Origin of the sequence: Mesorhizobium sp. M0571 (assembly GCF_040320985.1) — a bacterium.
GTDB lineage: Bacteria > Pseudomonadota > Alphaproteobacteria > Rhizobiales > Rhizobiaceae > Mesorhizobium.
Genome location: NZ_JAMYQT010000068.1, coordinates 1 through 22,230, shown reverse-complemented (window position 1 = coordinate 22,230; position 22,230 = coordinate 1). Strand labels below are relative to the sequence as shown.

Annotated in this window: 18 protein-coding genes and 11 pseudogenes; 9 read left to right on the top strand and 20 right to left on the bottom strand. The window is 60.9% G+C overall.

Annotation, left to right across the window (positions count from 1 at the left end):
• Positions 1 to 162: 162 nt before the first annotated feature.
• Together NKI85_RS34420 and NKI85_RS34415 are read left to right on the top strand one after the other, a co-directional pair.
• Positions 163 to 1,275: an IS110 family RNA-guided transposase gene (locus NKI85_RS34420; RefSeq protein WP_352780335.1), complete on the top strand. Its 1,113-nt coding sequence runs from the start codon at positions 163 to 165 to the stop codon at positions 1,273 to 1,275.
• A gap of 1,051 nt (positions 1,276 to 2,326) precedes the next feature.
• Positions 2,327 to 2,452, top strand: a pseudogene (locus NKI85_RS34415) (transposase); the annotation flags it as partial.
• 149 nt (positions 2,453 to 2,601) lie between these two features.
• Here the strand turns inward: NKI85_RS34415 and NKI85_RS34410 are convergent.
• From NKI85_RS34410 to NKI85_RS38085, 3 pseudogenes are all read right to left on the bottom strand, one after another.
• Positions 2,602 to 2,988: pseudogene (locus NKI85_RS34410) on the bottom strand (IS110 family transposase); the annotation flags it as partial.
• A pseudogene (locus tag NKI85_RS34405) lies at positions 2,985 to 3,216 on the bottom strand (transposase); the annotation flags it as partial. The pseudogenes NKI85_RS34410 and NKI85_RS34405, both read right to left, overlap by 4 nt.
• A gap of 434 nt (positions 3,217 to 3,650) precedes the next feature.
• Positions 3,651 to 4,128: pseudogene (locus tag NKI85_RS38085) on the bottom strand (transposase); the annotation flags it as partial.
• 452 nt (positions 4,129 to 4,580) lie between these two features.
• Here NKI85_RS38085 and NKI85_RS34395 point away from each other — a divergent pair.
• On the top strand, positions 4,581 to 4,973 hold the full coding sequence (locus NKI85_RS34395) for a transposase (protein WP_352780337.1): 393 nt from the start codon (positions 4,581 to 4,583) through the stop codon (positions 4,971 to 4,973).
• Between the two features lie 190 nt (positions 4,974 to 5,163).
• Here NKI85_RS34395 and NKI85_RS34390 read toward each other — a convergent pair whose 3' ends face one another.
• The 8 genes from NKI85_RS34390 to NKI85_RS34355 all read right to left on the bottom strand — a co-directional run bounded on the left by NKI85_RS34390 (position 5,164) and on the right by NKI85_RS34355 (position 9,784).
• Positions 5,164 to 5,364, bottom strand: coding sequence for a site-specific integrase (locus NKI85_RS34390; RefSeq protein ID WP_352756108.1), 201 nt, complete (start codon positions 5,362 to 5,364; stop codon positions 5,164 to 5,166).
• Entirely contained in the window at positions 5,361 to 6,170 is an 810-nt protein-coding gene (locus NKI85_RS34385) for a tyrosine-type recombinase/integrase (protein ID WP_352780333.1), read from the bottom strand. Before NKI85_RS34385 ends, NKI85_RS34390 begins: the two co-directional genes overlap by 4 nt.
• Complete coding sequence (locus NKI85_RS34380) at positions 6,167 to 7,099, bottom strand: tyrosine-type recombinase/integrase (RefSeq protein ID WP_352780332.1); 933 nt, start codon at positions 7,097 to 7,099, stop codon at positions 6,167 to 6,169. The genes NKI85_RS34385 and NKI85_RS34380 overlap by 4 nt, the downstream gene beginning before the upstream one ends.
• Positions 7,096 to 7,629 (bottom strand): tyrosine-type recombinase/integrase, encoded by a 534-nt coding sequence (locus tag NKI85_RS34375; protein ID WP_352780330.1) that lies wholly within the window; start codon positions 7,627 to 7,629, stop codon positions 7,096 to 7,098. Before NKI85_RS34375 ends, NKI85_RS34380 begins: the two co-directional genes overlap by 4 nt.
• On the bottom strand, positions 7,553 to 8,332 hold the full coding sequence (locus NKI85_RS34370; RefSeq protein WP_352780328.1) for a site-specific integrase: 780 nt from the start codon (positions 8,330 to 8,332) through the stop codon (positions 7,553 to 7,555). The genes NKI85_RS34375 and NKI85_RS34370 overlap by 77 nt, the downstream gene beginning before the upstream one ends.
• Positions 8,333 to 8,435: 103 nt before the next feature.
• Positions 8,436 to 8,591: an IS66 family insertion sequence element accessory protein TnpB gene (gene tnpB, locus NKI85_RS34365; protein ID WP_023743220.1), complete on the bottom strand. Its 156-nt coding sequence runs from the start codon at positions 8,589 to 8,591 to the stop codon at positions 8,436 to 8,438.
• Complete coding sequence (tnpA, locus tag NKI85_RS34360; RefSeq protein ID WP_352780327.1) at positions 8,588 to 8,941, bottom strand: IS66-like element accessory protein TnpA; 354 nt, start codon at positions 8,939 to 8,941, stop codon at positions 8,588 to 8,590. Before tnpA ends, tnpB begins: the two co-directional genes overlap by 4 nt.
• 366 nt (positions 8,942 to 9,307) lie before the next feature.
• Positions 9,308 to 9,784 carry an Lrp/AsnC family transcriptional regulator gene (locus NKI85_RS34355; RefSeq protein ID WP_352780326.1) on the bottom strand — a complete coding sequence of 159 codons (477 nt, stop codon included), beginning with the start codon at positions 9,782 to 9,784 and terminating at the stop codon, positions 9,308 to 9,310.
• A gap of 297 nt (positions 9,785 to 10,081) precedes the next feature.
• Here NKI85_RS34355 and NKI85_RS34350 point away from each other — a divergent pair, with 297 nt between their 5' ends.
• Genes NKI85_RS34350 through NKI85_RS34340 form a run of 3 tightly spaced genes read left to right on the top strand, consistent with a single transcriptional unit; the run spans position 10,082 to position 13,143 of the window.
• On the top strand, positions 10,082 to 12,595 hold the full coding sequence (locus tag NKI85_RS34350) for a GcvT family protein (protein ID WP_352780336.1): 2,514 nt from the start codon (positions 10,082 to 10,084) through the stop codon (positions 12,593 to 12,595).
• Positions 12,596 to 12,643: 48 nt separating this feature from the next.
• Entirely contained in the window at positions 12,644 to 12,862 is a 219-nt protein-coding gene (locus NKI85_RS34345; RefSeq protein WP_352780325.1) for an ACT domain-containing protein, read from the top strand.
• Complete coding sequence (locus NKI85_RS34340) at positions 12,859 to 13,143, top strand: hypothetical protein (protein ID WP_352780323.1); 285 nt, start codon at positions 12,859 to 12,861, stop codon at positions 13,141 to 13,143. The genes NKI85_RS34345 and NKI85_RS34340 overlap by 4 nt, the downstream gene beginning before the upstream one ends.
• A 391-nt stretch (positions 13,144 to 13,534) precedes the next feature.
• Here the strand turns inward: NKI85_RS34340 and istB are convergent.
• The 7 genes and pseudogenes from istB to NKI85_RS34305 form a co-directional block, all read right to left on the bottom strand.
• Positions 13,535 to 14,295 (bottom strand): annotated as a pseudogene (istB, locus tag NKI85_RS34335) (IS21-like element helper ATPase IstB).
• Positions 14,295 to 14,545 (bottom strand): annotated as a pseudogene (locus NKI85_RS38080) (Mu transposase domain-containing protein); the annotation flags it as partial. The pseudogenes istB and NKI85_RS38080, both read right to left, overlap by 1 nt.
• Positions 14,546 to 14,794: 249 nt before the next feature.
• The gene (locus tag NKI85_RS34325; RefSeq protein WP_352780319.1) at positions 14,795 to 16,435 is read right to left on the bottom strand and encodes a N,N-dimethylformamidase beta subunit family domain-containing protein; all 1,641 of its coding nucleotides are present in this window, start codon (positions 16,433 to 16,435) and stop codon (positions 14,795 to 14,797) included.
• 121 nt (positions 16,436 to 16,556) lie between these two features.
• Positions 16,557 to 16,883 (bottom strand): annotated as a pseudogene (locus NKI85_RS34320) (ATP-binding cassette domain-containing protein); the annotation flags it as partial.
• A 254-nt stretch (positions 16,884 to 17,137) separates the two neighbouring features.
• A pseudogene (locus NKI85_RS34315) lies at positions 17,138 to 17,574 on the bottom strand (Lrp/AsnC family transcriptional regulator).
• A gap of 162 nt (positions 17,575 to 17,736) precedes the next feature.
• Positions 17,737 to 18,003: pseudogene (locus tag NKI85_RS34310) on the bottom strand (integrase core domain-containing protein); the annotation flags it as partial.
• A 510-nt stretch (positions 18,004 to 18,513) separates the two neighbouring features.
• The gene (locus NKI85_RS34305; protein ID WP_352780317.1) at positions 18,514 to 18,660 is read right to left on the bottom strand and encodes a transposase; all 147 of its coding nucleotides are present in this window, start codon (positions 18,658 to 18,660) and stop codon (positions 18,514 to 18,516) included.
• 467 nt (positions 18,661 to 19,127) lie between these two features.
• On the opposite strand from NKI85_RS34305, the pseudogene NKI85_RS38075 reads away from it, so the two are divergent.
• Positions 19,128 to 19,348, top strand: a pseudogene (locus NKI85_RS38075) (IS110 family transposase); the annotation flags it as partial.
• A 130-nt stretch (positions 19,349 to 19,478) separates the two neighbouring features.
• Here NKI85_RS38075 and NKI85_RS34300 read toward each other — a convergent pair.
• The gene (locus tag NKI85_RS34300; RefSeq protein ID WP_352780315.1) at positions 19,479 to 20,699 is read right to left on the bottom strand and encodes an ATP-grasp domain-containing protein; all 1,221 of its coding nucleotides are present in this window, start codon (positions 20,697 to 20,699) and stop codon (positions 19,479 to 19,481) included.
• 309 nt (positions 20,700 to 21,008) lie between these two features.
• Here NKI85_RS34300 and NKI85_RS34295 point away from each other — a divergent pair, with 309 nt between their 5' ends.
• Positions 21,009 to 21,575 (top strand): hypothetical protein, encoded by a 567-nt coding sequence (locus NKI85_RS34295; RefSeq protein ID WP_352780339.1) that lies wholly within the window; start codon positions 21,009 to 21,011, stop codon positions 21,573 to 21,575.
• A pseudogene (locus NKI85_RS34290) lies at positions 21,497 to 21,727 on the top strand (transposase domain-containing protein); the annotation flags it as partial. The gene NKI85_RS34295 and the pseudogene NKI85_RS34290, both read left to right, overlap by 79 nt.
• A gap of 28 nt (positions 21,728 to 21,755) precedes the next feature.
• Here the strand turns inward: NKI85_RS34290 and NKI85_RS34285 are convergent.
• Positions 21,756 to 21,938: a hypothetical protein gene (locus tag NKI85_RS34285; RefSeq protein ID WP_352780313.1), complete on the bottom strand. Its 183-nt coding sequence runs from the start codon at positions 21,936 to 21,938 to the stop codon at positions 21,756 to 21,758.
• Between the last annotated feature and the right edge of the window lie 292 nt (positions 21,939 to 22,230).

The window sequence follows — 22,230 nt, the reverse complement described above, 5'->3', positions numbered from 1 at the left end:
TCTGGGCCATCCGGCCACGGCTCTGCTTTGTCCACATCCACAGCTTGAATCATAACCCAGCCTCAGACGAAACCCCAGTAAGCCGATTTTCAAAACGGCCTCTAAGCAAACGGGGGTTGCTCGGGAATGCCGAGCCGAGCCCCAGCAAAGGAAGGACGAGCCATGGCAGAAGATAAGGATTTTTACGTCGGTGTCGACGTTTCGAAAGCCAAGCACGCGATTGCGATTGCGGAGGGTGGCCGGGAGGGGGAGGTCCGCTATTTCGGCGAGATCGAGGCGACACCGACGGCGGTGGAACGCTTCGTGCGTAAGCTGGAGCGCAAATATCCGCGCCTGCATTTCTGCTACGAGGCCGGCCCAACCGGCTACGGGCTTTGCCGCCAGCTCGTTGAGCTCGGCCACCGCTGCGATGTCGTTGCGCCGTCGCTGATCCCGAAGCGCCCGGGCGAACGCGTCAAGACGAACCGACGCGATGCGGTCACCCTGGCACGGCTGCTGAGGGCGGGGGAGCTGACCGGGATCTGGGTTCCCGACGCAGTGCATGAAGCGGTGCGCGATCTAGTGCGCGTTCGGAGCTCGGCGAGCGAGGATCTGCGCAAGAAGCGCCAGCAGCTTCTGTCGTTCCTGCTGCGCCATGGCCGGGTCTTTAGCGGACGCAAGAATTGGGGCCCGGCGCATGCCCGCTGGCTGGCGGCGCAGAAGTTCGACCATCCGGCCCAGCAGATCGTGTTCCAGGATCAGGTCGATGTGATCACCGATGCGCAGAACCGGCTGGAGCGGCTCGATGCCCAACTCGCCGAGCTGGTGCCGAGCTGGTCGATGGCGCCGGTGGTGGCGGCCTATCAGGCGCTGCGTGGTGTCTCCTTCATCGTTGCCGTCACCTTTGTCAGCGAAGTCGGCGATGTGCGCCGTTTCGACAATCCGCGGCAGCTGATGGCCTTTCTCGGCCTGGTGCCGTCGGAGCGGTCAACCGGCGAGACGGTGAAGCGTGGCGGCCTGACGCTTGCCGGCAACCGCCGCGCACGCCGCGTCCTGGTGGAGGGCGCCTGGAGCTACCGCTATCCGGCCCGGGTGACGGAAACCATTCGCATCCGCCTCGAGGGCCTGCCCAAGGCGGTTCGCGAGATTGCCTGGAAGGCGCAGACCCGACTGTGCGCCCGCTACCGGCGCCTGACGGCCTCTGGCAAGAAGAGACCGATCGTCGTGGCGGCGATCGCCCGCGAGATGGCGGCTTTCCTGTGGGCCATCGGCCACCAGGTTGAGCCGGTGCGCTGAAGATGCGGTGCGCTTCCCCCGTGAAGATTGAGCTTCCAGCAAACGCTCGTCTCCCACGGGCGCCGCCGGATTGAAGCTAATTGACCGGCTTCAATCCGGCGGAACAACCGGGACAGCACGGAGACGGGATGTGGCCACGGTGGGGAATTCCCGCGCTAGCTATGTGGCTGGGCAACGGCCCAACGCCCGACTCTAGACAAGGATAGCCCAAGACGGATTACGGAAGTGCGGTAGCCAACCCGCGGATAAGAGCATGATCGACCGTCGTCTCAAGGGCTCATCCCGTCCCCGTGCTGTCCATCAACGGCAAACATCCTGTGGCAAAGACATGGGGCGGAAAAGTTCATCTACCACGCTTGACTAGAGCCTGACTCGAAACTCGTTTACGTGCGAGGTGGAGCTGCGCGGCGGCGGAGCATGAGGCGGATGGAGGCGATGAATATCCATATGTGGACGGCGCCCTGCCTGCAACGGTTGTCTTGCGTCGTTTTCGATCGCTTGCGTCCATATGTCCGGCCTTTGAGCGCGGTCCTTGCGGCCGCTGGCCAAGGTGAGGTTCGCGACGCCCGTTCCAATCATGCCAGCGGTTTCGTTGGCCAATGGATCCCTCGGAGTTTCGCGCGTCACGGATCGATCGATCACGCCATCTTCCTTCCGTTGCAAGAGCTTGTGTTCGGTGTTCCTCCGTTGCGGCCTATCCGGGCATGTCAGCGCCGTGCTGAGCCGCAGTCTGGGCTGGCCGCAGGCCGGCGCACGCAGCTTTCCAACGCGATCCGCGGCTACGCAGCCGAATTCGGCCTGGCGGCCGCACAAGGCCTTGCCCGCGTCGAGCCACTGCTGGCCCGCATTGCCGGCGACGCGACGGTGCCGGCGCTGGCAAAGGAACTGCTTGAGACGCTCGGCGAGGAATACCGCGCGGTGTGCGCGCGATACGCGGCAATCGACAAGAAACTGTTGGCCCATCACCGCAAGGACGAGACTGGACAGCGGCTGGCTGCGATGCCCGGCGTCGGGCCGGTCGTGACGAGCCTGCTCGACGTCAAGGTCACTGATGCGACGGCGTTCGGCTCGGGACGCGACCTTCGCGGCGTGGCTGAGGCTGACGCCGAAGAACCATTCGACCGCCGGCAAGAACCGGCTGGGGGTGATCACGCGGGCCGGCGACGAGATGCTGCGGCAGGCGCTAATGGTGGGCGCGACGGCCCACATCCAGCAGGTGCGTCGCGGCCGCGCCAAGGCACGTATCCATGCCAATGCGGATAAGGTATTCCACGGACGGCTCCCTTGTTTGAGATCTCAACGAACTCATTCTGGCACATCCGATGCCGTCGGGCGCCGCACCAGCTGCTCGCGCACCCCAAGCAGGATCTGCGCCGCTTGCTGCTCGCCGCTCTTGACCCCAACAAAGCGTGTCCTGGGCCGGCTCATCGCCTCGCAGATCGCCTCGGCGTCAGCCGCGTCATGCTTGCCGCGCCGCACATTCGGCTTCACGTGCTGCGCCGCGATCAGCACCACCTCATGACCCAGCCCCGATAGCGTGCGCGCCCAGTAATGCGAGCCGCCGCACGCCTCCAGCCCGATCCTCACCGGCGCAAGCTTGGCGAAGAACGGGACTGCCGCCCGCCGTTGCAATTTGCGCACCAGCACCGGACGCTCCACAGCGTCGACACCATGCAGCTGAAAAACACTCTTGGACGCCGTCCACCCCATCATGCCTCGGCGCTGGCGATAGTCGCCTCGAAATCCTTGACGAGCGGCGACACCGTCCGTGCCAGGCGAAAGTTCGCTCAACGACCCATGGCCGCGGCAGGACCTCGAAGCCCTTGGCCGCGTCGGAGCCCTTGATGATTTCGATGGTCCATGTGCCCAGGTCGGCGAGAGCCTGCGTCAGTTTTTCTCCGGCATAGCCGCCGTCGGCGAATAGACGCGCAGCCACGGGTAAAGCTGTCCACTAAATCCGGGACAGCGATGGAGTGCACCCCAGACTGAGACAAGCAGTCTGGGGTTGCACTCCAGCGATTCCGCTAAGTTCCGGACACTTTCCGGGGCGGATTTGACGGCCGGTTCTCGGCTGCGCCGTGCCGAGGCTCTAATCGCCGCTGGATGAATGTTCAGTGGCATGTATGGACGGCCTCCGCTTGGCAATGTGATTTTGGCGCTTCTTACGGGTTGGTCGGGTGCAGGCATGTATACGGCCTTTGAAGTGCAGCGCGTTTCATGCCGCTGGCCCTGGTGAAGTCCGCTGATCGGATCCCAGACAGGTCAACGCGCTTTTTCGAGCGGCACCCACTGAGCGGGTTTGTCCGATCCCGGCTCGACCGTCCGTCATCACACCGTTAGCACCTCACCAAATCTCTGCATCCTCTATGGCCGCATCACGGGGTGGCGGAACCTTCAAAGCGTTTGCCGGTGATCATCAGAGCCCACACGATCCGCGCCATCTTGTTCGCGAGTGCAACGGCGACGACATTGTACGGCTTCTTCGTCAGAAGCTCGGCAGCCCAGCGGGTCGGCGCCGCTTTGCCCTTGCGGCTGGAACCTGAGGACGGCATAGGCGCCAACTACAAGCAGTCGACGGATATAGGGATCGCCCTGCTTACTGATCCGGCCGAGGCAGTCCTTGCCGCCTGACTAGTCCTGCCGCCGCACAACAACACCGAGCCACGCAGCCAACTGTCTGCCGGATTTGAACAGGATGCCTGTCACCGTCGCGGCGATCGCGCTGGCGGTGATCGGGCCAATTCCAGGTATTGTCTCTAGGCGCCGGCTAAGTTCATTCGAGCGGTGCCAGGCGTGGCTGTGACGATCCAGGTTAATGACCTTCTCATGCGCCGCTCGTAGCTGCTCGACCAGGGGAATAAGCGCAACTCGGGCAAGCGGTGGGATGAGCTCGTTATTCTCCTCTGCGACGAGCTCGATCAGCATCCCGACGCCGGCAATGCCCTGGCGCGTCACGATTCCGAACTCAGCCAGGTGGCCGCGCAAGGCGTTGACAAGCATTGTCCGCTGCCAGACCAGAAGCTCTCGGACTCGATGCAGCATCAGCACGCTCTGCTGCTAGTCGCTCTTCACCGTAACGAAGCGCATCGACGGCCGCGTCACCGCCTCGCAGATCGCCTCAGCATCTGTTGCATCATTCTTCTGCCGCTTTACGCATGGTTTGACATAGGCAGCCGGCATCAACCGAATCTCATGACCCAACCGCATGAGAACGGTAAGCGGGAAGGGCACCCCATCTGGCGCAGCAAGTATGCGGCGGCGATGATGACACGGAAGTAGCCGAGGAGCTTTCAGTGTCAATTTCTATGTCTGCGCCTATGCCTGCGGATAGAAGCTTTCAATTGATTGAGGCGGTTGCGGATCGCTTCGAGGGTGCACCGGTGGCGCGGAGGCGGCGATGGTCGGATGCGTTCAAGACCGAGATGGTGGCAAGGAGCTGTGAACCTGGCGCCAATGTTTCGGCCCTGGCTCGGGAGATTGGGATCAGCCCATCGCAATTGTTCGGCTGGCGGGCTGCGGCGCCCAAGACGGATGAGGTGGAACGCGCCGGCAAGGCTGAGGAGGCCAGCCTTGGGAGGCTTCAGGCGGACCCTTCCCGAACCATTGAGATTGACGTCAATGGCATGACGGTCCGCGCCGGTGCGACTGTGTGCGAGGACCATCTGCGGCGTGTGTTGCGGGCGGTGCGCTCAGCATGATCCCGGCAGGGGTGAAGGTTTATCTTGCGAGCCACTCGGTGGACTTCCGAAAAGGCATCGATGGCCTGCTTGCGCTGGTGCGGGATGCCGGCTCGGATCCGTTCTTATGCGTCGGGCGAGATTATGTGGCGGAGCCGCCCTGACGCCCGTCAGGGCCGGCCAAACCCAGCTTGCCTCCGCCACATAATATTTAGATGCTGTTCAGCAGTTGCAGAACGGCGTCGTTCGGTCGGAAACGCACGCCGTGGTCGCCGGCGACGCCCGCCTTCTCGAGTCCGTTGCGCATCATCTCGACATCCGCGGCGGCATAGCGGTGGGTCGTGGCGACCTGTGCGTGCCCGAGCCAGGCTTGGATCGTCAAAAGGTCCACGCCGGACTGGAGAAGCTTCATGGCGAGGGAGTGCCGGAAGATGTGCGGCGATATGGGCTTGTCGGCCAAGGCCGGCCTGATAGCCACGGCCCCGCGGCTGCACGCCGCACGATATGGGTCGCTCGGAAACGAGTCAGGCGCTCGTTGCGGGCGCCGACGAATATCGGTCGCGGCTCGTGATGGGCGATCCCGCGCTCGCTCAACAAGGTCGTCAGCGCTCGCGCCAGGTCCTTGGAAATAGGGACGACGCGGTCTCTGCGCCCCTTGCCGCGCAGCAGCACTTGCGGGTGCGACCGCTCCAACTGAAGATCGTTTGCGTTGACGCCGGTGGCTTCGGAGACCCGGGCGCCGGTCCGTGCCAAGAAGAGCAGAAAGGCTCGGTCGCGCCGACCACGGGGCGTCTTTGGATCGGGCGCCGCGATGAGGGTGTCCACTTCGGCCTTGGTGAGGTGGTACGTCACCTCAATGTGCGTCCGTTTAATGGGAATCGTCAGCACGCGTTGGGCGACGCCGAAGGACGCCGGGTCGGCGGCAGCGACGTGGTGGAAGAAAGATCGGATCGCGGCCAAGCGGGCATTGCGCGTGGCGACGGAGTTGTTCCGCTTCTCTTCGAGCTCGTCGAGAAAGGCGAGAACGAGGTCTCGATCAAGCTCTTCGAGCGTCAACGCCGCCGGCTTCCTTCGTAACCGGGCGGCGGCAAAGAGGATCAGCATGCGCAAGGCGTCGCGATAGCTGGCCACGGTCGCGGGAGTCGCGTTGCGTTGCTTGGTCAGACGCCGGCGAAAATAGGACTCCAGGAGCGGCGCCAGGAGCAGGTGTTCGCTCATGCTGCACCTCCATCGAGGAAGGCGCGTTCCGCTGCAATGGCGAGAAGATCCGCCGAGCCAGTGAGGTAGTAGGCTGTATCGCTGTAACTGGCGTGGCCGAGATAGGTGGCGAGCAATGGGAGCAGCGCCTGAACGCTGGCGCGCTGTTGGTGCCAGAGGCTGAGGCGGGTCACGGCGAACCGGTGCCTGAGCTCGTGCGGCCTTAACGGCTTGCCGCCATCAAGGCCGGCGAGCTTACGGACCTCAGCAAAGCCGTTTTGCAGGCCAGTCGCCGAGAGGCGGTTGCCCCGGGAACTGAGAAAGAAGGCCTGATCCTTGGGCATGGGAAAAGCGGCATCACGCTCACGGGCATAGCAACCAAGGGCAGCCTGGGTTGTCGTGTGAACTGGAACGAGACGATCCTTGCGGAACTTCGTCTTCCGAATGAGGAGGACCCCGTTGGCCAGATCGACGTCGGAACGATCAAGCCGAACCACTTCGCCCGATCGCAGCCCCGAACTCGCCAACAATCCGATCAGCGTCGCCATGGTCCGCCCTCTGAGCGGGGTGCCTGGCGAAATGCGGGCGCATGCGTCGATGAGCGACGCCAACTCAGCCTCGCTGAGAATACGCGGAGGCGGAATCGCTCTGGACCTGGGGAAAGCTCTGCGCTCCAAGGCCTCGGTGCGGACGTCATAGACAGCGAGATACTCGTAGAATCGGCGAAGCACGCCGTGACGGGTGGCGCGGCTGTTGGCGGCGCCGCCGAACGACAAGGCGAAGTCCAGCGCCATCGTCCGGGTGGCGGGCGCATCGAGCTGAGCGTGCTCAACGTAGCGGACGAAAGCCGGCAACGTGCCGGCTTGCTTGCTGAAGGCGTAGCCGAGGGAGTGGCGCAGCTCGATGTAACGCTCGGCCTTCTCGCCGAGGAAACGGACGAAGGCGGTCATGCGACGCCTCCCGGAAAGGGGAGTGCGACCTCGGCGAGCTGCGAGGCCGCGACCTTTACGTACAGCGCCGTTGTGTTGATGCTCCGGTGCCCGAGAAGATCGGCGACCTCCTTGGTCGGCCTTCGCTGCCTGACGAGTTGGGTGGCAAGGCTGTGGCGCAGGAGATGCGCACCTGCGACCCGCCCGAGTTCGACCCCGCCATGCCGCAACCGCTTCCGTACGATCCTCGAAACAGGCGACGCGCACTTGAACGGTCCCACGGGCGGCGTGAAGGACAGGAACAGATACGGACTATCCACCTTCGGTCGAGCGCGCAGGATGTAGTCGGCGACCGCGGCGCCGGTCTCCTCGAGGAGCGGTGCCACCCGATCATGCTTGCCCTTGGTGCGCCGGACAAAAACCTCGCCAGCACGCCAGTCGATATCCTGCAGCCGAATGGCGCGGAGCTCGCCGTTACGAATACCTGGTGGCGAGCAGCAACAGGACGGCTCGATCGCGGATGTCGACCGGCGTTGTTGCGCCGACCGCATCGATTGCGCGCCGAACGTCGTCCCATGCAAGGCGCGGCGGCAAATGCGCCAAACGCCAATGGGGCGGCCTTGGGACGACGCGGGCAAGATCCTGGTCATGGTGGCCAGCCCAATTCAAAAACCGAAGAAATGTTCGGATGTGAGAGGTCGCCGCCGTGCGGGTGGCGGAGGTCGCCGATAGCGACAGCCGATGCTCAACGGCGGCGAAGACGTGCTCCGCCGTCAACGCTTGGAGCTCTTGGTCGGGATGATGATGGCGGAGCCAATCCAGAAAGCGGCGGCTGCCCAAAAGAACGCCTTCGCGGGTCCTCGGCTCAAGTCCCCGCACTTTGCGCAGATAGTCCGAAAAGGAAGCCAGAAGCGGAGCATCTGGATCATCGTCTACACTTGGAACAGAACCAATGAACCGCTCCGGAGCCACTCGGCGTGCGTGTCCCAGCGCCGATCCTGCCCCAATGCGCGGAGTATCCGTAGTAAACGGGCATAAATAGCTATCGATGACATCTTGAGGGATCGGCATCGGACCACTGCGCGGCCCGGCAAACTGGCTAAAGCGCGCTATGCGGCTCAAGTAAATCTTGGCGGACGCTCGTTTGTAACCAAGCGTGAAAAAATGCTTCGCGATGCGATCCATCTCGCCACCGAGCGCACCGCTACGCAGGCGCTTGAGCACCCCACGATACGAAAAATAGAACTCGAGCATCCTGCCCCTCCGACATTGCGGCGCAGGGGAATCCCGCGCCTGTGAGAGAGACACGAAATATCATGTGGCGGAGGCAAGCCGGTTTGGCCGGCCCTGACGGGCGTCAGGGCGGCTCCGCCACATAATCTCGCCCGACGCATAGATGCGGATCCCGGCCCAACGTCTCCTGAACCTGCAGAGCGAGCCCTTGCATCCCGCGACGCATATCGGTCCGGCCGACCGCCAACCAGATCCGCACCTGGCTCGGGACCGGGATCATGAAACGCCCAGCGCCTTCACCATCGCCGCCGCCAGTGGCGGCGGCGTGGTCAACGGAATCCGCGGCCGCACCTTGCCGGCGATCTCCAGTTCGATCACCGCTGGTGGCGCCGCCGGCACCGAAGCGGCGACAGGCTCATCGGGAACCACGACAACTTCGGCAAAGCCCGTCTCGCGGGCTCTCACCGTGCGGCGCCACTTATAGATCAGGCTGGTCGCGACATCGTACTGGCGCGCTACCGCCGCCACTGTGGCCCCGGGCGCGAATGCCGCGGCCAGTATCCGGCACTGATCCTCGTCACGCCAACGACGACGACGCTCAGGCCCGGTCAATAACGTCACATGGCTCATGCTGTGCTGCTAACTACGCTCGTAAGGACGACCTTAAGAGCGCAGCCTCGCTTCCGTGCCATGCTCGCGCAAGGCGGCCCTCGCCGGAGGCGTGCGATGTTTGGGAGGGTTCTCCTGCCGTGACCGTGCCTCCAACCTTACCCAGGCCCGGGATCATGATTGATTGCTCCTTCGTTGAGGTGGTAGTACTTACTTTCCCGCAGTCAGTTCACTGGCCGCGGCACTTGACCCGCAATGGCCCAGATGAACCCAGCGAGTTCGCGAGCGATCGGCTCCATCCACACCTCCGGCCCGCCGAATGGCGGAGTTGATGGCAGCTGACAGCGTTGCCCTTAGCATCGGTTTTTGACGCCGCAAGGATACGGCTCAAGGATCTTCCGGATCCTGAACAGGGACCCCAAACGTTGCCTTGACCCGGTCGACGACTACCATGGTCTTAAGATTCTTTATGTGCGCGTTCTGATAAAAGAACTTGCGCGTGAATTGTTCGTAATCCTCCATGCTACGCGCGGTGATATAGAGCACAAAGTCGGCCTCGCCGGTTATGTAGAACCCCGTCGCAATCTCGGCTGAGGATTTGATATCCCGCTTGAATTTGTCGATGATGTCGGCGCGCTCCCGTTCCAGGGTCACCATAACGATCATCTGGATGGGTCGGCCGACGGCCTTCGCCGATATTATCGAGACATCCGCTTCGATGATTCCTTCCGCCCTCAGTCTCTTAAGACGACGCTGGCACGCGGTGGCGGAAAGCCCGACCCTTTCCGAAATGACATCGGAGGTTAGGCGGTTATTCCGTTGAACCAGTTCCAGGATGCGGGCATCGATCCGGTCGTATGTCATCTTATTCTCCAACGTCGCTATGCTGGATTACCACCACCGAAGGCAGAATTTCAGCGCCTTATAGAGGCTATGTCACCGGCGATGCAACGCGTTGCGGACACGGCAGTGCTGACCCCGGGGACTCGCCGCCGTTCATTCCGCGGGAGTAACGCTGCATCGGAAGACCGGATGGCGCAGAAATACTGCGGACCTGGCCTGCAGATCGGCGGAAATCAGAGCACGTCTGACAGTAGGTTGTTTGCACAACCAACCCGCCTTGCCCCGCGCTTCCGCGGCAAGCCTACAACAGGGTTTCAAATGGCCAGCAAGTTGCCGTCCCATGCCGAATACGTCATCATCGGAGGTGGCATTATCGGCCTCTCGATAGCTTACCACCTTACCCGTCTGGGCCACCGGGACGTTCTGCTTCTGGAGCGCGACCAGCTGACATGCGGCACGACCTGGCATGCTGCGGGCCTCGTGACGCAACTCCGCGCCAATGAAACCATGGCCAAGCTCGCTCAGTATTCGGCGGAGCTATTCAGGGATCTCGAAAATCTGACCGGGCAAGCCACGGGCTTCCGTCAAACCGGCTCCATCACCGTCGCCGCGACCCAGGACCGGCTTGAAGAGCTCAAGCGCGGGTCCTCGATGGGCCGCTCGTTTGGCCTAGACGTGGAAGTGATCAGCGCTGCGGAAGCGCAGCGCCGCGTTCCATTGCTCGATGTCAGTGATGTCCTTGGAGCGGCGTGGATCGCTTCCGATGGGATGACCAACCCGATCGATACGGCCCGTGCTTTCGCAGCCGGGGCTCGACAGGGAGGAGCAATGATCCTTGAGCGGACCCCGGTGACACGCATCCTCGTCGAGAAGGGCCGCTTCGCCGGCGTGGAAACCAGTCAGGGAACGGTCCGTGCCGAAAAGGCGGTCATCAGCACCGGTTTGTGGACGCGGAATGTGGCTGCTGACCTCAATTGGTCGGTACCGTTGCAGGCTGCCGAGCATTTTTATGTCGTCACGGAGGCCATTCCCGACTTGCCCCACGACCTGCCGACGATCCGCGATATGGACGCGCGTGTTTATGCAAAGGCCGACGCCGGGAAGCTGCTCGTGGGTTTCTTCGAGCCCGATGGCAAACCTTGGGGCATCAATGGCATACCCCACGATTTCAGTTTCGATTCGTTGCCCGAGGATTTCGACCACATCGAACCGTATCTCTCCGCGGCGATCGATCGCATGCCCGTCCTGGCAAATATCGGCCTGCAACTGAATTTCAACGGCCCTGAGAGCTTCACGCCGGACAACCGGTTCCACCTCGGGCCATCCCCTGAAATCCAAGGTCTGTATGTCGCCTCTGGATTCAATTCCTGCGGCATCGAGTCGTCGGGTGGTGCGGGCAAGGTCATGGCAGAATGGATGTCGACAGGCTTGCCAGCGGGAGACTGCTGGGAAATGGACGTCCGGAGGTCAATGCCCTTCCAGCGGAACCGGCGGTATCTGTACGACCGCACGGTGGAGGCGGTCGGCAACCTCTGGACGCTTCATCTGCCGCATAAGTCACCGAAGACGGCACGCAATGTCCGCGTGTCCCCCCTACACGACCGCTTGTCCGCCGTCGGTGCGAATTTCGGTGAAAGTGCCGGTTGGGAACGCGTTCAATGGTTTGGTGCGCCTGGATCGCCGAATGAAAACCATGCGACGTTCGGCCGGGACGAATGGTTCGAGCGAAGTCGCGCGGAGCATACGGCCACCCGCTCCGGCGTCACCCTGTTTGACCAGACCTCCTTCGCGCACATTCTGGTTCAGGGCCCGGATGCCCTTGCACTGCTCCAACGCTTGTCCACCAACGACGTGAACGGTGCCGTGGGCCGGATCGTGTATACCCCCTGGCTGAACGAGCGGGGCGGTATGGAATCCGACGTCACGATCGTGCGCATCGCTGACGAGGAATTTCTTGTCGTGACAGCGGCCGTCCAACGCACCCGTGATCTCGCCTGGCTGCGTTTGCATGCCAAGGGAGCCGGCCACGTTTCGGTCGCCGACGTCTCATCCGGATATACGACCCTTTCCGTCATGGGTCCGCGATCGCGCGAATTACTGGAGCGCGTCAGTCCCGCGGATTTCTCTAACGAGGCATTTCCCTTCGCAACGGCTCGTGAAATCGAGGTCGGATACAGCCTCGCGCTCGCATTCCGGATGACCTTTGTCGGCGAGTTGGGCTGGGAACTTCACATCCCGACCGAACAGACATTAGGCGTCTTTGACGCTCTGGTGGCCGCCGGTGCCGATCTCGGCCTTGGCCACGCCGGATATGTCGCCCTCAACACGCTGCGCCTAGAAGCGGTCTACCGTGACTTGGGTTCAGATGTCGGTGACGATGACACTCCCTTGGAATCGGGGCTAGGGTTCACGGTTGCCTGGGACAAGCGAGACGATTTCATCGGACGCGCGGCGCTGGAGGCTCAGCGCGGCAAACCCTTGCGCCGGCGGTTGGTCCAGCTCGCTGCACCCGATGCCGAGTCGTTGATGTTCGGCACCGAGCCTGTGTGGCGCAATGGCAGCCTCGTCGGATACCTGCGCTCGGCCGGATTTGGCCACACTGTCGGCTGTGGCATCGGGATGGGATATCTCACGTCAGAAGCCGGGGTGACGGCTGACTGGCTGTCCGGAGGGTCATTCGAGATCGAGATCGCTGGGGAGCGCTATTCCGCCATAGCTTCTCTGCGGCCATTCTATGACGCCGGACGCAGCCGCGTGAAGGGCGAGTGGCGCCGCGTCGAGGAACTGATCACGCCGGAGCTCGTCAAGGGCCTGAGCCCTTCGCCCTGGTGATCGCCAACAGATCATTAGGACCCTTCGCCAATGTCATAAGACCAGTCTATGGTCCTTTCGCTGTCATGCGGGGACCAGCCAGGGATCGTGTCCGCAGTTGCGGGCATACTTTACTCAGCGGGATGCAACATTCTCGAAGCCCAGCAATACAGTGACGCCGAAACGGGACTGTTTTTCATGCGGGTGGTCTTCGCACGCCTCGGCTACGCGACATCCGATAAGGTATCGGCCGGTGGGATCGCGGAACCGCCTGGCACCTTGATATGACCTACACCCTGCGGCCGCTATCTTTACCCAAGAAAGTGATGTTGCTGGTCTCGAAGTTCGATCATTGCCTTGCCGACCTTCTCAATCGCTCGCGCATTGCGCCGGGCGGCGCCGCCTCATCCGGACGATCCGCGCCCGCTGGCCCGAGACTGCATCCTGATCCGCGGCGACAGCCATTACGCCGGGCGGAGGTCATGGCAAATATAAAAGACATTCTTTTGATTCAGGCTCTAATGATTCAGGTTCTAAGTTGTGGAGCCTTCTGTATTTGCCACCCGTAATGCAAGAGGCTTCTGGCTTTTTCACGATCGTCTGAAATAGACCTTTTCGACGTGTGATCGAGTGCGGTCTTCTGTCAGGCCCTTCATGTGCGGCATTTCCAGAAGCCGCTGGCCGGTATGGTGATCTGCAGATCAGGTCCAAATCTCAACAACGAGCGCATTGGGCTCTTTTGGCTCGAACTGGTTTTCATGATCCAGATCTGTTCGGTCGTTGGGCCCGCTCGGGTCGTCGCCTTCTCACACCCCCTTTGCCGGCGCCGGGCTGTTTGCTGCAGGTCGATCATGCAGCCGCAGCCGGCGCCGGATTCCGATAATTCTCATTCGTTCTCAGCATCGCTTGTCAAGCGAAGTGGGGATTTGACCCCTTGGGCGAAACGAGGAACTGACCCCCTCATTGTTTTGCGGTTTCGTTGTTGTCGAGCGTCGTTCCGGCCTTCTGCAATAGGCCGGAACGACGCTTTTCGCGAAGCCGGTAGCTGTCACCGCGGATGGTGATCACTGTCGAATGATGAAGCAGGCGATCCAGGATCGCGGTTGCCACCACGGGATCGGCAAACACGCTGCCCCATTCGCCCACCGAGCGATTGGAGGTGATCAGGATCGATCCCCGCTCATAACGCCGCGACACCAGCTGGAACAACAGATGCGCGGCATTGGCTTCGAACGGGAGATAGCCGAGCTCGTCGATGATCAACAGTTTCGGCCGCGACAGGGTCGTTAGCTGCTTTTCGAGTGAGCCGTCGTCATGGGCCTTGGCCAGCATCGCCACGAGCGTGGCTCGCGCCCGAGAGCCACCGCCAGATGTGTCTTGCCCGTACCCGGAGGTCCAAGCAACAGGACCGTGTCGCCATGAGCAATCCAGCGGCAGGTCGCCAGCTCCCGGATTTGGCGCTGATCCAGCGACGGCTGCGCGTCGAAGTCGAAGCCGTCGAGTTCGCGCACAAACGGGAACTGCGCGATCTTGCCTGCCATGGAGATGCGCCGCTCGTCGCGCCTCGCGATCTCGCGCGTTACCAGGAAGGCCAAAGCCTCGCGCAAGGTCATTTGCGAACGCGCCGCTTCGTCCAGCAGCGTATCGAGCTGATCCCGGATCGCGGTCAGCTTTAGCCGGTCGAGCATTGCGACCAACATCTCGTGATCGACCGCCGTCATCACCAGCTGCCTCCCACCAGTGCCTCATAGCCAGTGGCCGCAACAGAGCGGAAGACGCAACGATATCCGCCGATTGTACCGGCGCAGCAGCGCCGACCACGCCGGCAAGATGCGCGCGCTCGACAATCCGTTGGCGACGTCCCCCGCACAAGGCATGATCCGCCACCACCTCGCCCGCGTGACGCACGATAACGCGGCCGCCCAACACCACGACTTCGACGCTCTGCCCGATCAGCCGCCCGGGAGCCGAAGGCTGTCGGAGCCCACCATGAACCAATTCGCCGCTTAAGTCTTTTAGGCGCAAAGGGGAGCGGCTGGCACTCCGCAGCGTTACGGGAGGAGAGTATGTCAAGTGAAGCCGCAAACAACAGATTGACCGTAGCCGAGCGATGGCGCACCATGTATTGATTCTACGTTTCTACCGGGTGCTCTTTGTTGCGACGCACTCCTAGGACGCTCCTATCAAATGCCTTCGGGCGTTTAAGTGGCGCGGGATCTTCTACCTGCGGCCGAGATAGTGGTTGAGGACGTTGCGGGTCACGCGTTCGACCATGGCGTCGTGTCTCAGAAGGCCAGCGACCCACTCGCAGGTGCCGGCATGGAACACCTCGCCCTCTCCGCGCTTGAAATTGACGATCATCCCGCTCCCACGTTTTATTTTTTCGATATTGGCGCTGCTCGCCTCGCCGAACAGCAACTCAGCGACGAACCGACCGTCTCCGTCGCTTATTAAGACGTCTTCGGGCGCCAAATCGGCGCTTTCTTCGACCAGAGTGGCCATACCAACAGCAAGGATTTCGAGCCCGTCCGGCGCGCCGCTCTTAGGCGAAGGGTAAGGTAGGCCGTTGCGGATTTCGTAGTCCAGCCCGTCAACTTCATAGCCAAAAATGTGGCTCTCCGTGCCGAGCAAATCGCCGTAAAATAGCCCGGTACCGGCGAAGGCCCAGTGGTCCGGCTGATAGATGGGGAAGCCTCGCACACCGCGTGGTGCGCACCCGCTCCAGCCGACATAGCTGCCATCAGTGGCGTTGAGGCCAAAGGTTTGTACGCCTGGCCTGCCGATCTCCGGCGCTTCCCAGGAATTGGTGGCGCGCGTAACATCGCCGCTTTTGTAGACCGGGTCCTCGGCGCGCGCCCGGTATTTGTAACAAACCTGCTGACGACCTTCGTCCTCCAGCCTAGTCTGCCACATGAAGTTGCCGGCGAAACGTGCCACACGGCCGCCCTGATCGACAAAGGCGTCAACCGCGTCGCGCATTTCCCAAGTCCAGTACTCGTCATGGCCGGCGAAGACGACGCAGTCATAGTCAAGCAGGATCTCGGGCGAGAAATGTAATTCGTGCTGGCTGGCGAGATCGACATCATATCCGGCGCGCTCAGCGAAGCGGAAGAAGTGGCTGTCGTAGGTCGCCCAGCCAGCGGATGCGTACTTCTTTGAATGGCCCCTGGCATAGGCCCATTCCTTGTGTGGATAGCGCGGCACCGTCTTCGGCGGCATCATCATTTCCAATGGTACGCGAGGCGCTCCCGGCGGAAGGACAGCAAAGCCGCGGCCGCACGGCCGTTGCGTTGAGACAACGGGCGAATATTGGTTGCGGTTTGGGCCTGTGATGCCGTCGTAGTGGTTCGAACCGCCCCAGGTATTATAGGCGAGCCAGGTACCGGTCGCCGCCACTTGTAGGATGCGGCCCGGCTTGCGACCGGCCTTCGGTAGGACGATCAGAATGTGATGGCAATGTATCGGCCGACCGTCGCGGCTCTCCGCAGTCAAGGTCACGCGATAGCCGCTGGAAGGCCAGTCATCTCCAATCTCGAACTCGAATGTCGTCTCCCAGCCGCAGCCGTCGACTGAGCACTGGTCTGGCGTGTCCTGCCAGCGCGTGGCGATGCCGCTCTTCTGGAATACCTTCGTCTCGGTCCCGCCGTCGCGCATGATATCAATGGTGAAGCGCGGCGCAGTCGAACTCACCTGCAGCCGAACCTTTTCGCCCGGACGGTAGGAAACCCGGTCGCTGTAGCACCAGATCTCGCCAAACGCGCCATCCATACCGGCACATTCATAAAAGTGGCCGCGCTCGGCAAATCGCCTCTCCTCGGGCGTCAGCCCAAAATCCGGAAAGTCACTCGGAAGCTTTGTCATAATGGAAATCCTATGTGTGATCGTGAAATATTCGTGAGCGCCCACACCGATCGTCTCGTAGAAAAAGAGATCGTCAGTGCAATAGTATTTGGCTGAGGAACAGCTTTGTTCTTTCGTGTTGTTAATTGGTGAAGAAGTCGTACGGCTTGCCGTCTTCGACGATCTGGCCGGCATCCATGAAGATCACCCGGTCCGCTACAGAGCGCGCGGGCTCATCAAAGAGCATGACGGCGGCTCCATGCAGAGAGAACGGGCAAAGGCGACGCGTTGCTGCTGTCCTCCGGAGAACTGAGCCGGGATATTGTTTGCCTGCTCCGGAATACGGACGCGCTCGAGGAATTTGAGCGCGAGCCCTGGCCTCCGCCTTAGGCACAATCTTTATCCACATCGGGGCGGCCATGCAGTTCATCAGCACCGTTATGTGCGGGAAGAGATTTTTTGGCTTGAATGATTGCTTCGTTCACTGAGGATTGCTTCCGGCTCGACGCTTCCTCTAGGCTGGTGCGTTCCAATCCTAATCAAGAAATTTATTGCGCGTCCAACGCTTCTTCGACATAGATTAATCGCAAATGAGCAACAACATCACCTGAGGCATTGCGCTTTCTGGTCGCGGTCGCGGAGTATGGCGTATGGCTGCAGACAGCACCGCACGCAACATCGGCTGCCAACGCAGGCCTTGGTCGCCACTCCGAAACCGTCCAATCAATCCCTAATAGGGTCTTCCATCGGAACTGAAAATCCGGCCTTCACGCGATCCACTAGGACCGTCGTTTTCAGGCTCTGATATGAGGGTTGAGCTGCTCATAGTCGTCCATGCTGAGTGCGGTAATGTATAAAAGGAAATCCGGATCACCGGTGACATAGAACCCCGTGGCGATTTCAGGCGATGATTTGATGTCTTGCTTGAATTTGTCGATGATGTCCGAGCGCTCCCGCTCGAGGGTCACCAGGACCAGCATTTGAATAGGTCTGCCTACCGCTTTTGCGGAAACGATGGACACGTCAGCTTCGATAATCCCCTCGGTAGCAGTCTTTTCAAGCGTCGCTGGGAGGCGGTTGCCGATAGACCAACCTTCTCACCGATGACTTCGGACGTCAGGCGATTTTTTTTGAACGAGTTCGAGGATTTTTACCGTCAGAGCTACGCCAGGAAGGTCCACCTCCCGCGCGAAGAACACGACGTCGCCCGAATAAGGGATCAAGTAAACCTGGGGCTGAACCGTCCAGCAGTCGTAACCCGTCAGGTAGTTGATATTCGACGGCCTAACATCGACGGGGTATGACCTTGCCCCCAGCTTCAATCCAATTTTGAGTTCGTTTCCGGCGTTGGATTTCCCCTGATGGGCGGTGGAAGCAACAGGCGCGGGCGCGGGCGCCGAGCTTTACGCATTGCGCAGCGCGAGCGCCCATCGCGGATTGAAGGTCTGTGCAAACTCGTTCGGCGTCTGCCATCCGATCTGCGAACGAGCCCGCGCTCTGTTGTAGTCGGCGCGCCACCGGGCCAGGGACGCGCGGGTCTGTGCGAGCGAGGTGAACAGCGTCTCGTTCAGCAGTTCTGTACGCATCCGAGCAGGACCGCCTTGAGGGCTCGGGTGAATCGTTTTGTCCTTATGGACAGGTATAAGGACACTGAGCGGACAGTAGTGAGCCGCCTTGAGATCATCGACACGGCCGGCGTCGGTTTACCGACGAGGCGAAGCTCAGGATTGTCGAGGAGGGGTTTGCTGCTGCTGGAACGGATCGCTCGCGCCAGGCGATCAAGGAAGAAGGCATCATGAAAACTTCGGTGTGCCGTGACGATCGCGGCGGTGGACCGCCTCGTTCGTCACGCAACCGTCTTCGAGATGAATGTCGAGAGCTACAGAAGACGGTCCGCGCTTCAGGAAAAACCCAAAAGAGGACGACCGGCTTCCTTCGCGATGCAGAAAGCCAAATGCCCGTAGATTGGCACCGCTTCGGGAGGAACAGAAATGAAGACCGAGCGCTTGGACCAGCAGTACCGCATTCGACGCGAAAGGGCGGAGGAAGCGTCGCTGCTCATTGCGCTGGCGCTCCGCTCAACTCAAAGCGCGCGAACTTCACCGGCTCGCGCTCCGTTGCAGCCACCGGCTCAACCATCCCCGACACCAGCGCCTTGGACGCCATACATAGACCTGCGAGGGGTCCAGACCGTGAGTGCGGGCAATCGCCGACACGTTCGCCCCCGGCGAAAACGTCTCCGCCATGATCCTGGTCTTCTCTTCCCGCGACCAGGTCCGAAAACGGCGCGCAGGACTGTGCCTAGCCGCACCGGATCGGCCGTGAGAACTTCGAAGCTCTTGCTCTCAGAATATGTTCGCTCACACGAGCCTCCAGGACAAATCATCCAGGAGACTCACAGATCTGCAAACACCACGCTCCGTGAGGTTCCCCTTGCCGCTTACGCAGCAATCTCGCATAGTTTCCATGTACGCAAGCGCGTCGGCTGCCATCTCCACGGGGGCAGCGAGCCGGATGTAGGGGTGTAAGCAGCGTAGGCGCTGCTGGGCCTAACTGACTTCCACAACAAGGAGCGAACTGTGATGGCGTAATGGGCCGGCCTTCGCGAGCATAGCCAACTTGGGCGGCTGTCCCTCAGAAGTGTTGAAAACGGAGTCCGAGCGATCGGCTCCAAGCATCATGTGAGGAACGGCCATGCGAACACTAAGCATCGATGTCTCTGGAAGAGAGCAGCGTGTGTATTGTTGACGCGACCGGAACGATCATGCGCGAGGTCAAGAGTCAAGATCGCCAGCGAGCCGAAGGCACTGGTCCGCTATTTCGACGAACTGGAATTGTCCATCGGCCGCATCGGGCTCGAGGCTTGGCCATTATCGCAGTGGCTGCATGCCGGGGCTTGTGGCCGCCGGACGCGATGCGGTTTTGCTCGAGTCAAATCGGTGACGTGCAAGGATAACCGGATCGGCGTCCAAGGGCTCCTGACGCACTCTTGAGGAAAACTCGGGTCTTTCCAAGTGGGTCCAGCCTGACAGCCTAAAGGCATAATCAAGATGCTCAGAGCGTTTCAAATGGACGAAAAGGGCCTCACCGACCAGGCGATTAAGTCCACGGCACGCTGGAGTATAGCCTCTGTCTCAGTAAAGCTGGATGAAACGGCGATGACATATCCCATTCGGTCTCGGTAGTCACGTTTCCTGACGATTGCCGTCTTGGGTTCAACATACAACTTGACCTCGGCGACACCTGGCAGAGCAGCCGCCCGATCGCCGCCACTGATCCAATCGAGGATGCCATCGCGATCAGGGATCAGGAACCGTACTGCCGCAGTCTGCGAATGCCTTGTTCGCAAATTCCGTTCTTCGCCGATGACAAGCTTGATGTGCTCGGTCACGAGATCGACACCGTAGGCCAGATGAACCAATTGAGGGATACCCCCACCTGCAAGACGCGGATTGACTTCGATGACGACTGGGCCACGTTTCATCCACCGGAGTTCAATTTCCGCTGGCCCCCAGCCAAGGCCGAGAGCTCGCAAACAGTTCAGCGAAACATCGACAATACGCCTATGCTCGTCGTCGGTCAGGGGGGACGGAAAAGTGGAGTCACGAAAGACGAAATGTGGTGGAGGGCCGAAGTTAGCGGTGCCGATCCCAATGACCTCATGGCCCATTGTCTCGACACTATAAAAGGGACCTTGTGCGAATTCTTCGACCAGCACCCTCGGCGAAGACCGCCATAGGTGCTTCCCGCCCAACAGATAGGCCGTATGTTCGGCCAATTCGTGGAGATTGGTGCACAATCGGACACCGCTGCTGCCGCTGCCTACGGCTGGCTTAAGAACCACCGGCAGCCCGATCCTCGTGGCAGCGCTTTCTACCTCCATCGCATTCGCTGCCAAGCGATAAGCAGGTACCGGAACGCCGGCTTCCGCGAGAAGCTGACGTTGGGTGAATTTGTCGCAACATCGTTCAATGGATGTGGGGTTCGGTCCCGGCAGATCGAAAAGCCGGCAGAGTTTGCCAACTGTCGCATGGAGCCTGTCCCAGTCGCTCGTAATCCCCGCAATGTCATAGGCCGCACGTAGCCGAGAACATTCGCGGATCAGCGCATCAAGGTTGTCAGTATCGACACGGATTGCCTCAATACCTTCCTTCGCCAGATAGTCATACTGATGTGGATCGGCCGACAGGGTAATTGGATGAAGACCGAGACAGAGAGCCGCTTTGGCATAAAGCGGACCATTGTTTCTAGAACCTTCAAGCAGGATAAGCGCTCTTGGTGCCATTGGCCGTTGACTCCAACTTTGCGGGTTGTGCGGTGGTCCGAGCGTTCATCGGCATAAGCTATTTGAGCCGTGCCTGACGTCAGTCCTTGTGGTGAACCTACCATTGTCCGCGATTTGCAGTCGCAAAGATTCTGTAAGTTTACTTGAAGGATCTGTTGCAACCGTTTTGCTTCTACGCAGTGTGGCTCGAAGCTCCTGCACCATTTTTGAGAATTGTTGTTCAAGTGACCTGATGGGGTGGACGGCCTCCGCTCCCGGCAACTAGGTGCCATAGTGTGGCTGTCACAAGTCACATAAGGGAGAGCCGCAATGGAGAAAGTTATCGCAGTTGGTCTGGATATTGCGACGCAGGTCTTTCGGGTTCACGGCATCGCGATCACTATGGTCCGTTGCGCTGAACTCAGCCCGTTCAGCTTCTGCGAGTCGAGCGGCAAGCTGAGTTGGCGAACGACCACGAGAGATCGTGTCGGGGGTGGCAGGCTTCTCATGTTGCGCCTCCGCGATGGTGAAATCATCCGGAGAGCCTCGCCGGAAACGGCGTTCGATCAAGAGCTTGTGAAACTCAAGCAGCGCGGCAAGCGATACGCGCGGGGAGCCCAAATCCATCGCCGCGCAAGCCACGGGATCGATCACCCAGGCTGGAGCGGTAATGACATGCCCGGGCGCGACGACGAGATGAATGATCCGGCCGTTGGCGCGCTCTTCGCTGTTCTCGCAGCGAAGCCGACGTCCGAAATACGGGTGCCAACGGTAATGGACCTCGACCTCCTGCCCAACATGGGCAGAATGACCCCGAGATGGCTCTCGGCAGAAAGTCCTGGCTGTTCTGCGGTTCTGATCGCGGCGGACAGCGCGCTGCCGTTCTCTACAGCCTGATCGTCAGCGCCAAGTTGAATGACGTCGACCCTCAGGCCTGGCTCGCCGACGTCCTCGCCCGACTGCCCGCCTATCCGGCCCATCGGATCGATGATTTGCTGCCGTGGAATTGGAGATCCGCAAAACTGCGGACCCAACCAGCGGCGGCCTGATCATGCAGCGCAATAAGGTGCATCACGTCTACACCGTCGAACGTATCGCCAGGACCTCGGCGTCAGCGAAGCGCTCATCCAGGAACTGACCCTCGGTCTCGAGCCCGAGGACGGCGTCATCTGGGTGTACGGCGCCAACGATGACGACGGGATCTTGGCCTTCACCGATGAAGGCATCGAGGAGGTCAAACTCCTCCTCGAAGAATATCATCGCGTCTCCCCATGGAAAGCTTGACCCGGCACCGCGGTGCTCAGGTGCTCATGGCCACCGGATACGCACGTCTGCGGTCTTCACCGGATGCGTACCAAACATCTATCAGCCGGATCACATCCGACGTCGGATCCTAGACCGAGGCAGTTCCGCGACGCATCAGGTCCTGCGGTAACCAACCCGCGTATCAGAGCCTGAATCAAAAAGAGTGTTTTGATATCAACTTCTTGCGAGCCTGCGGGTGAGCAGGCGAATGTGAGCGACGTATATCCAGGCTTCTGCGGAAGCGAGG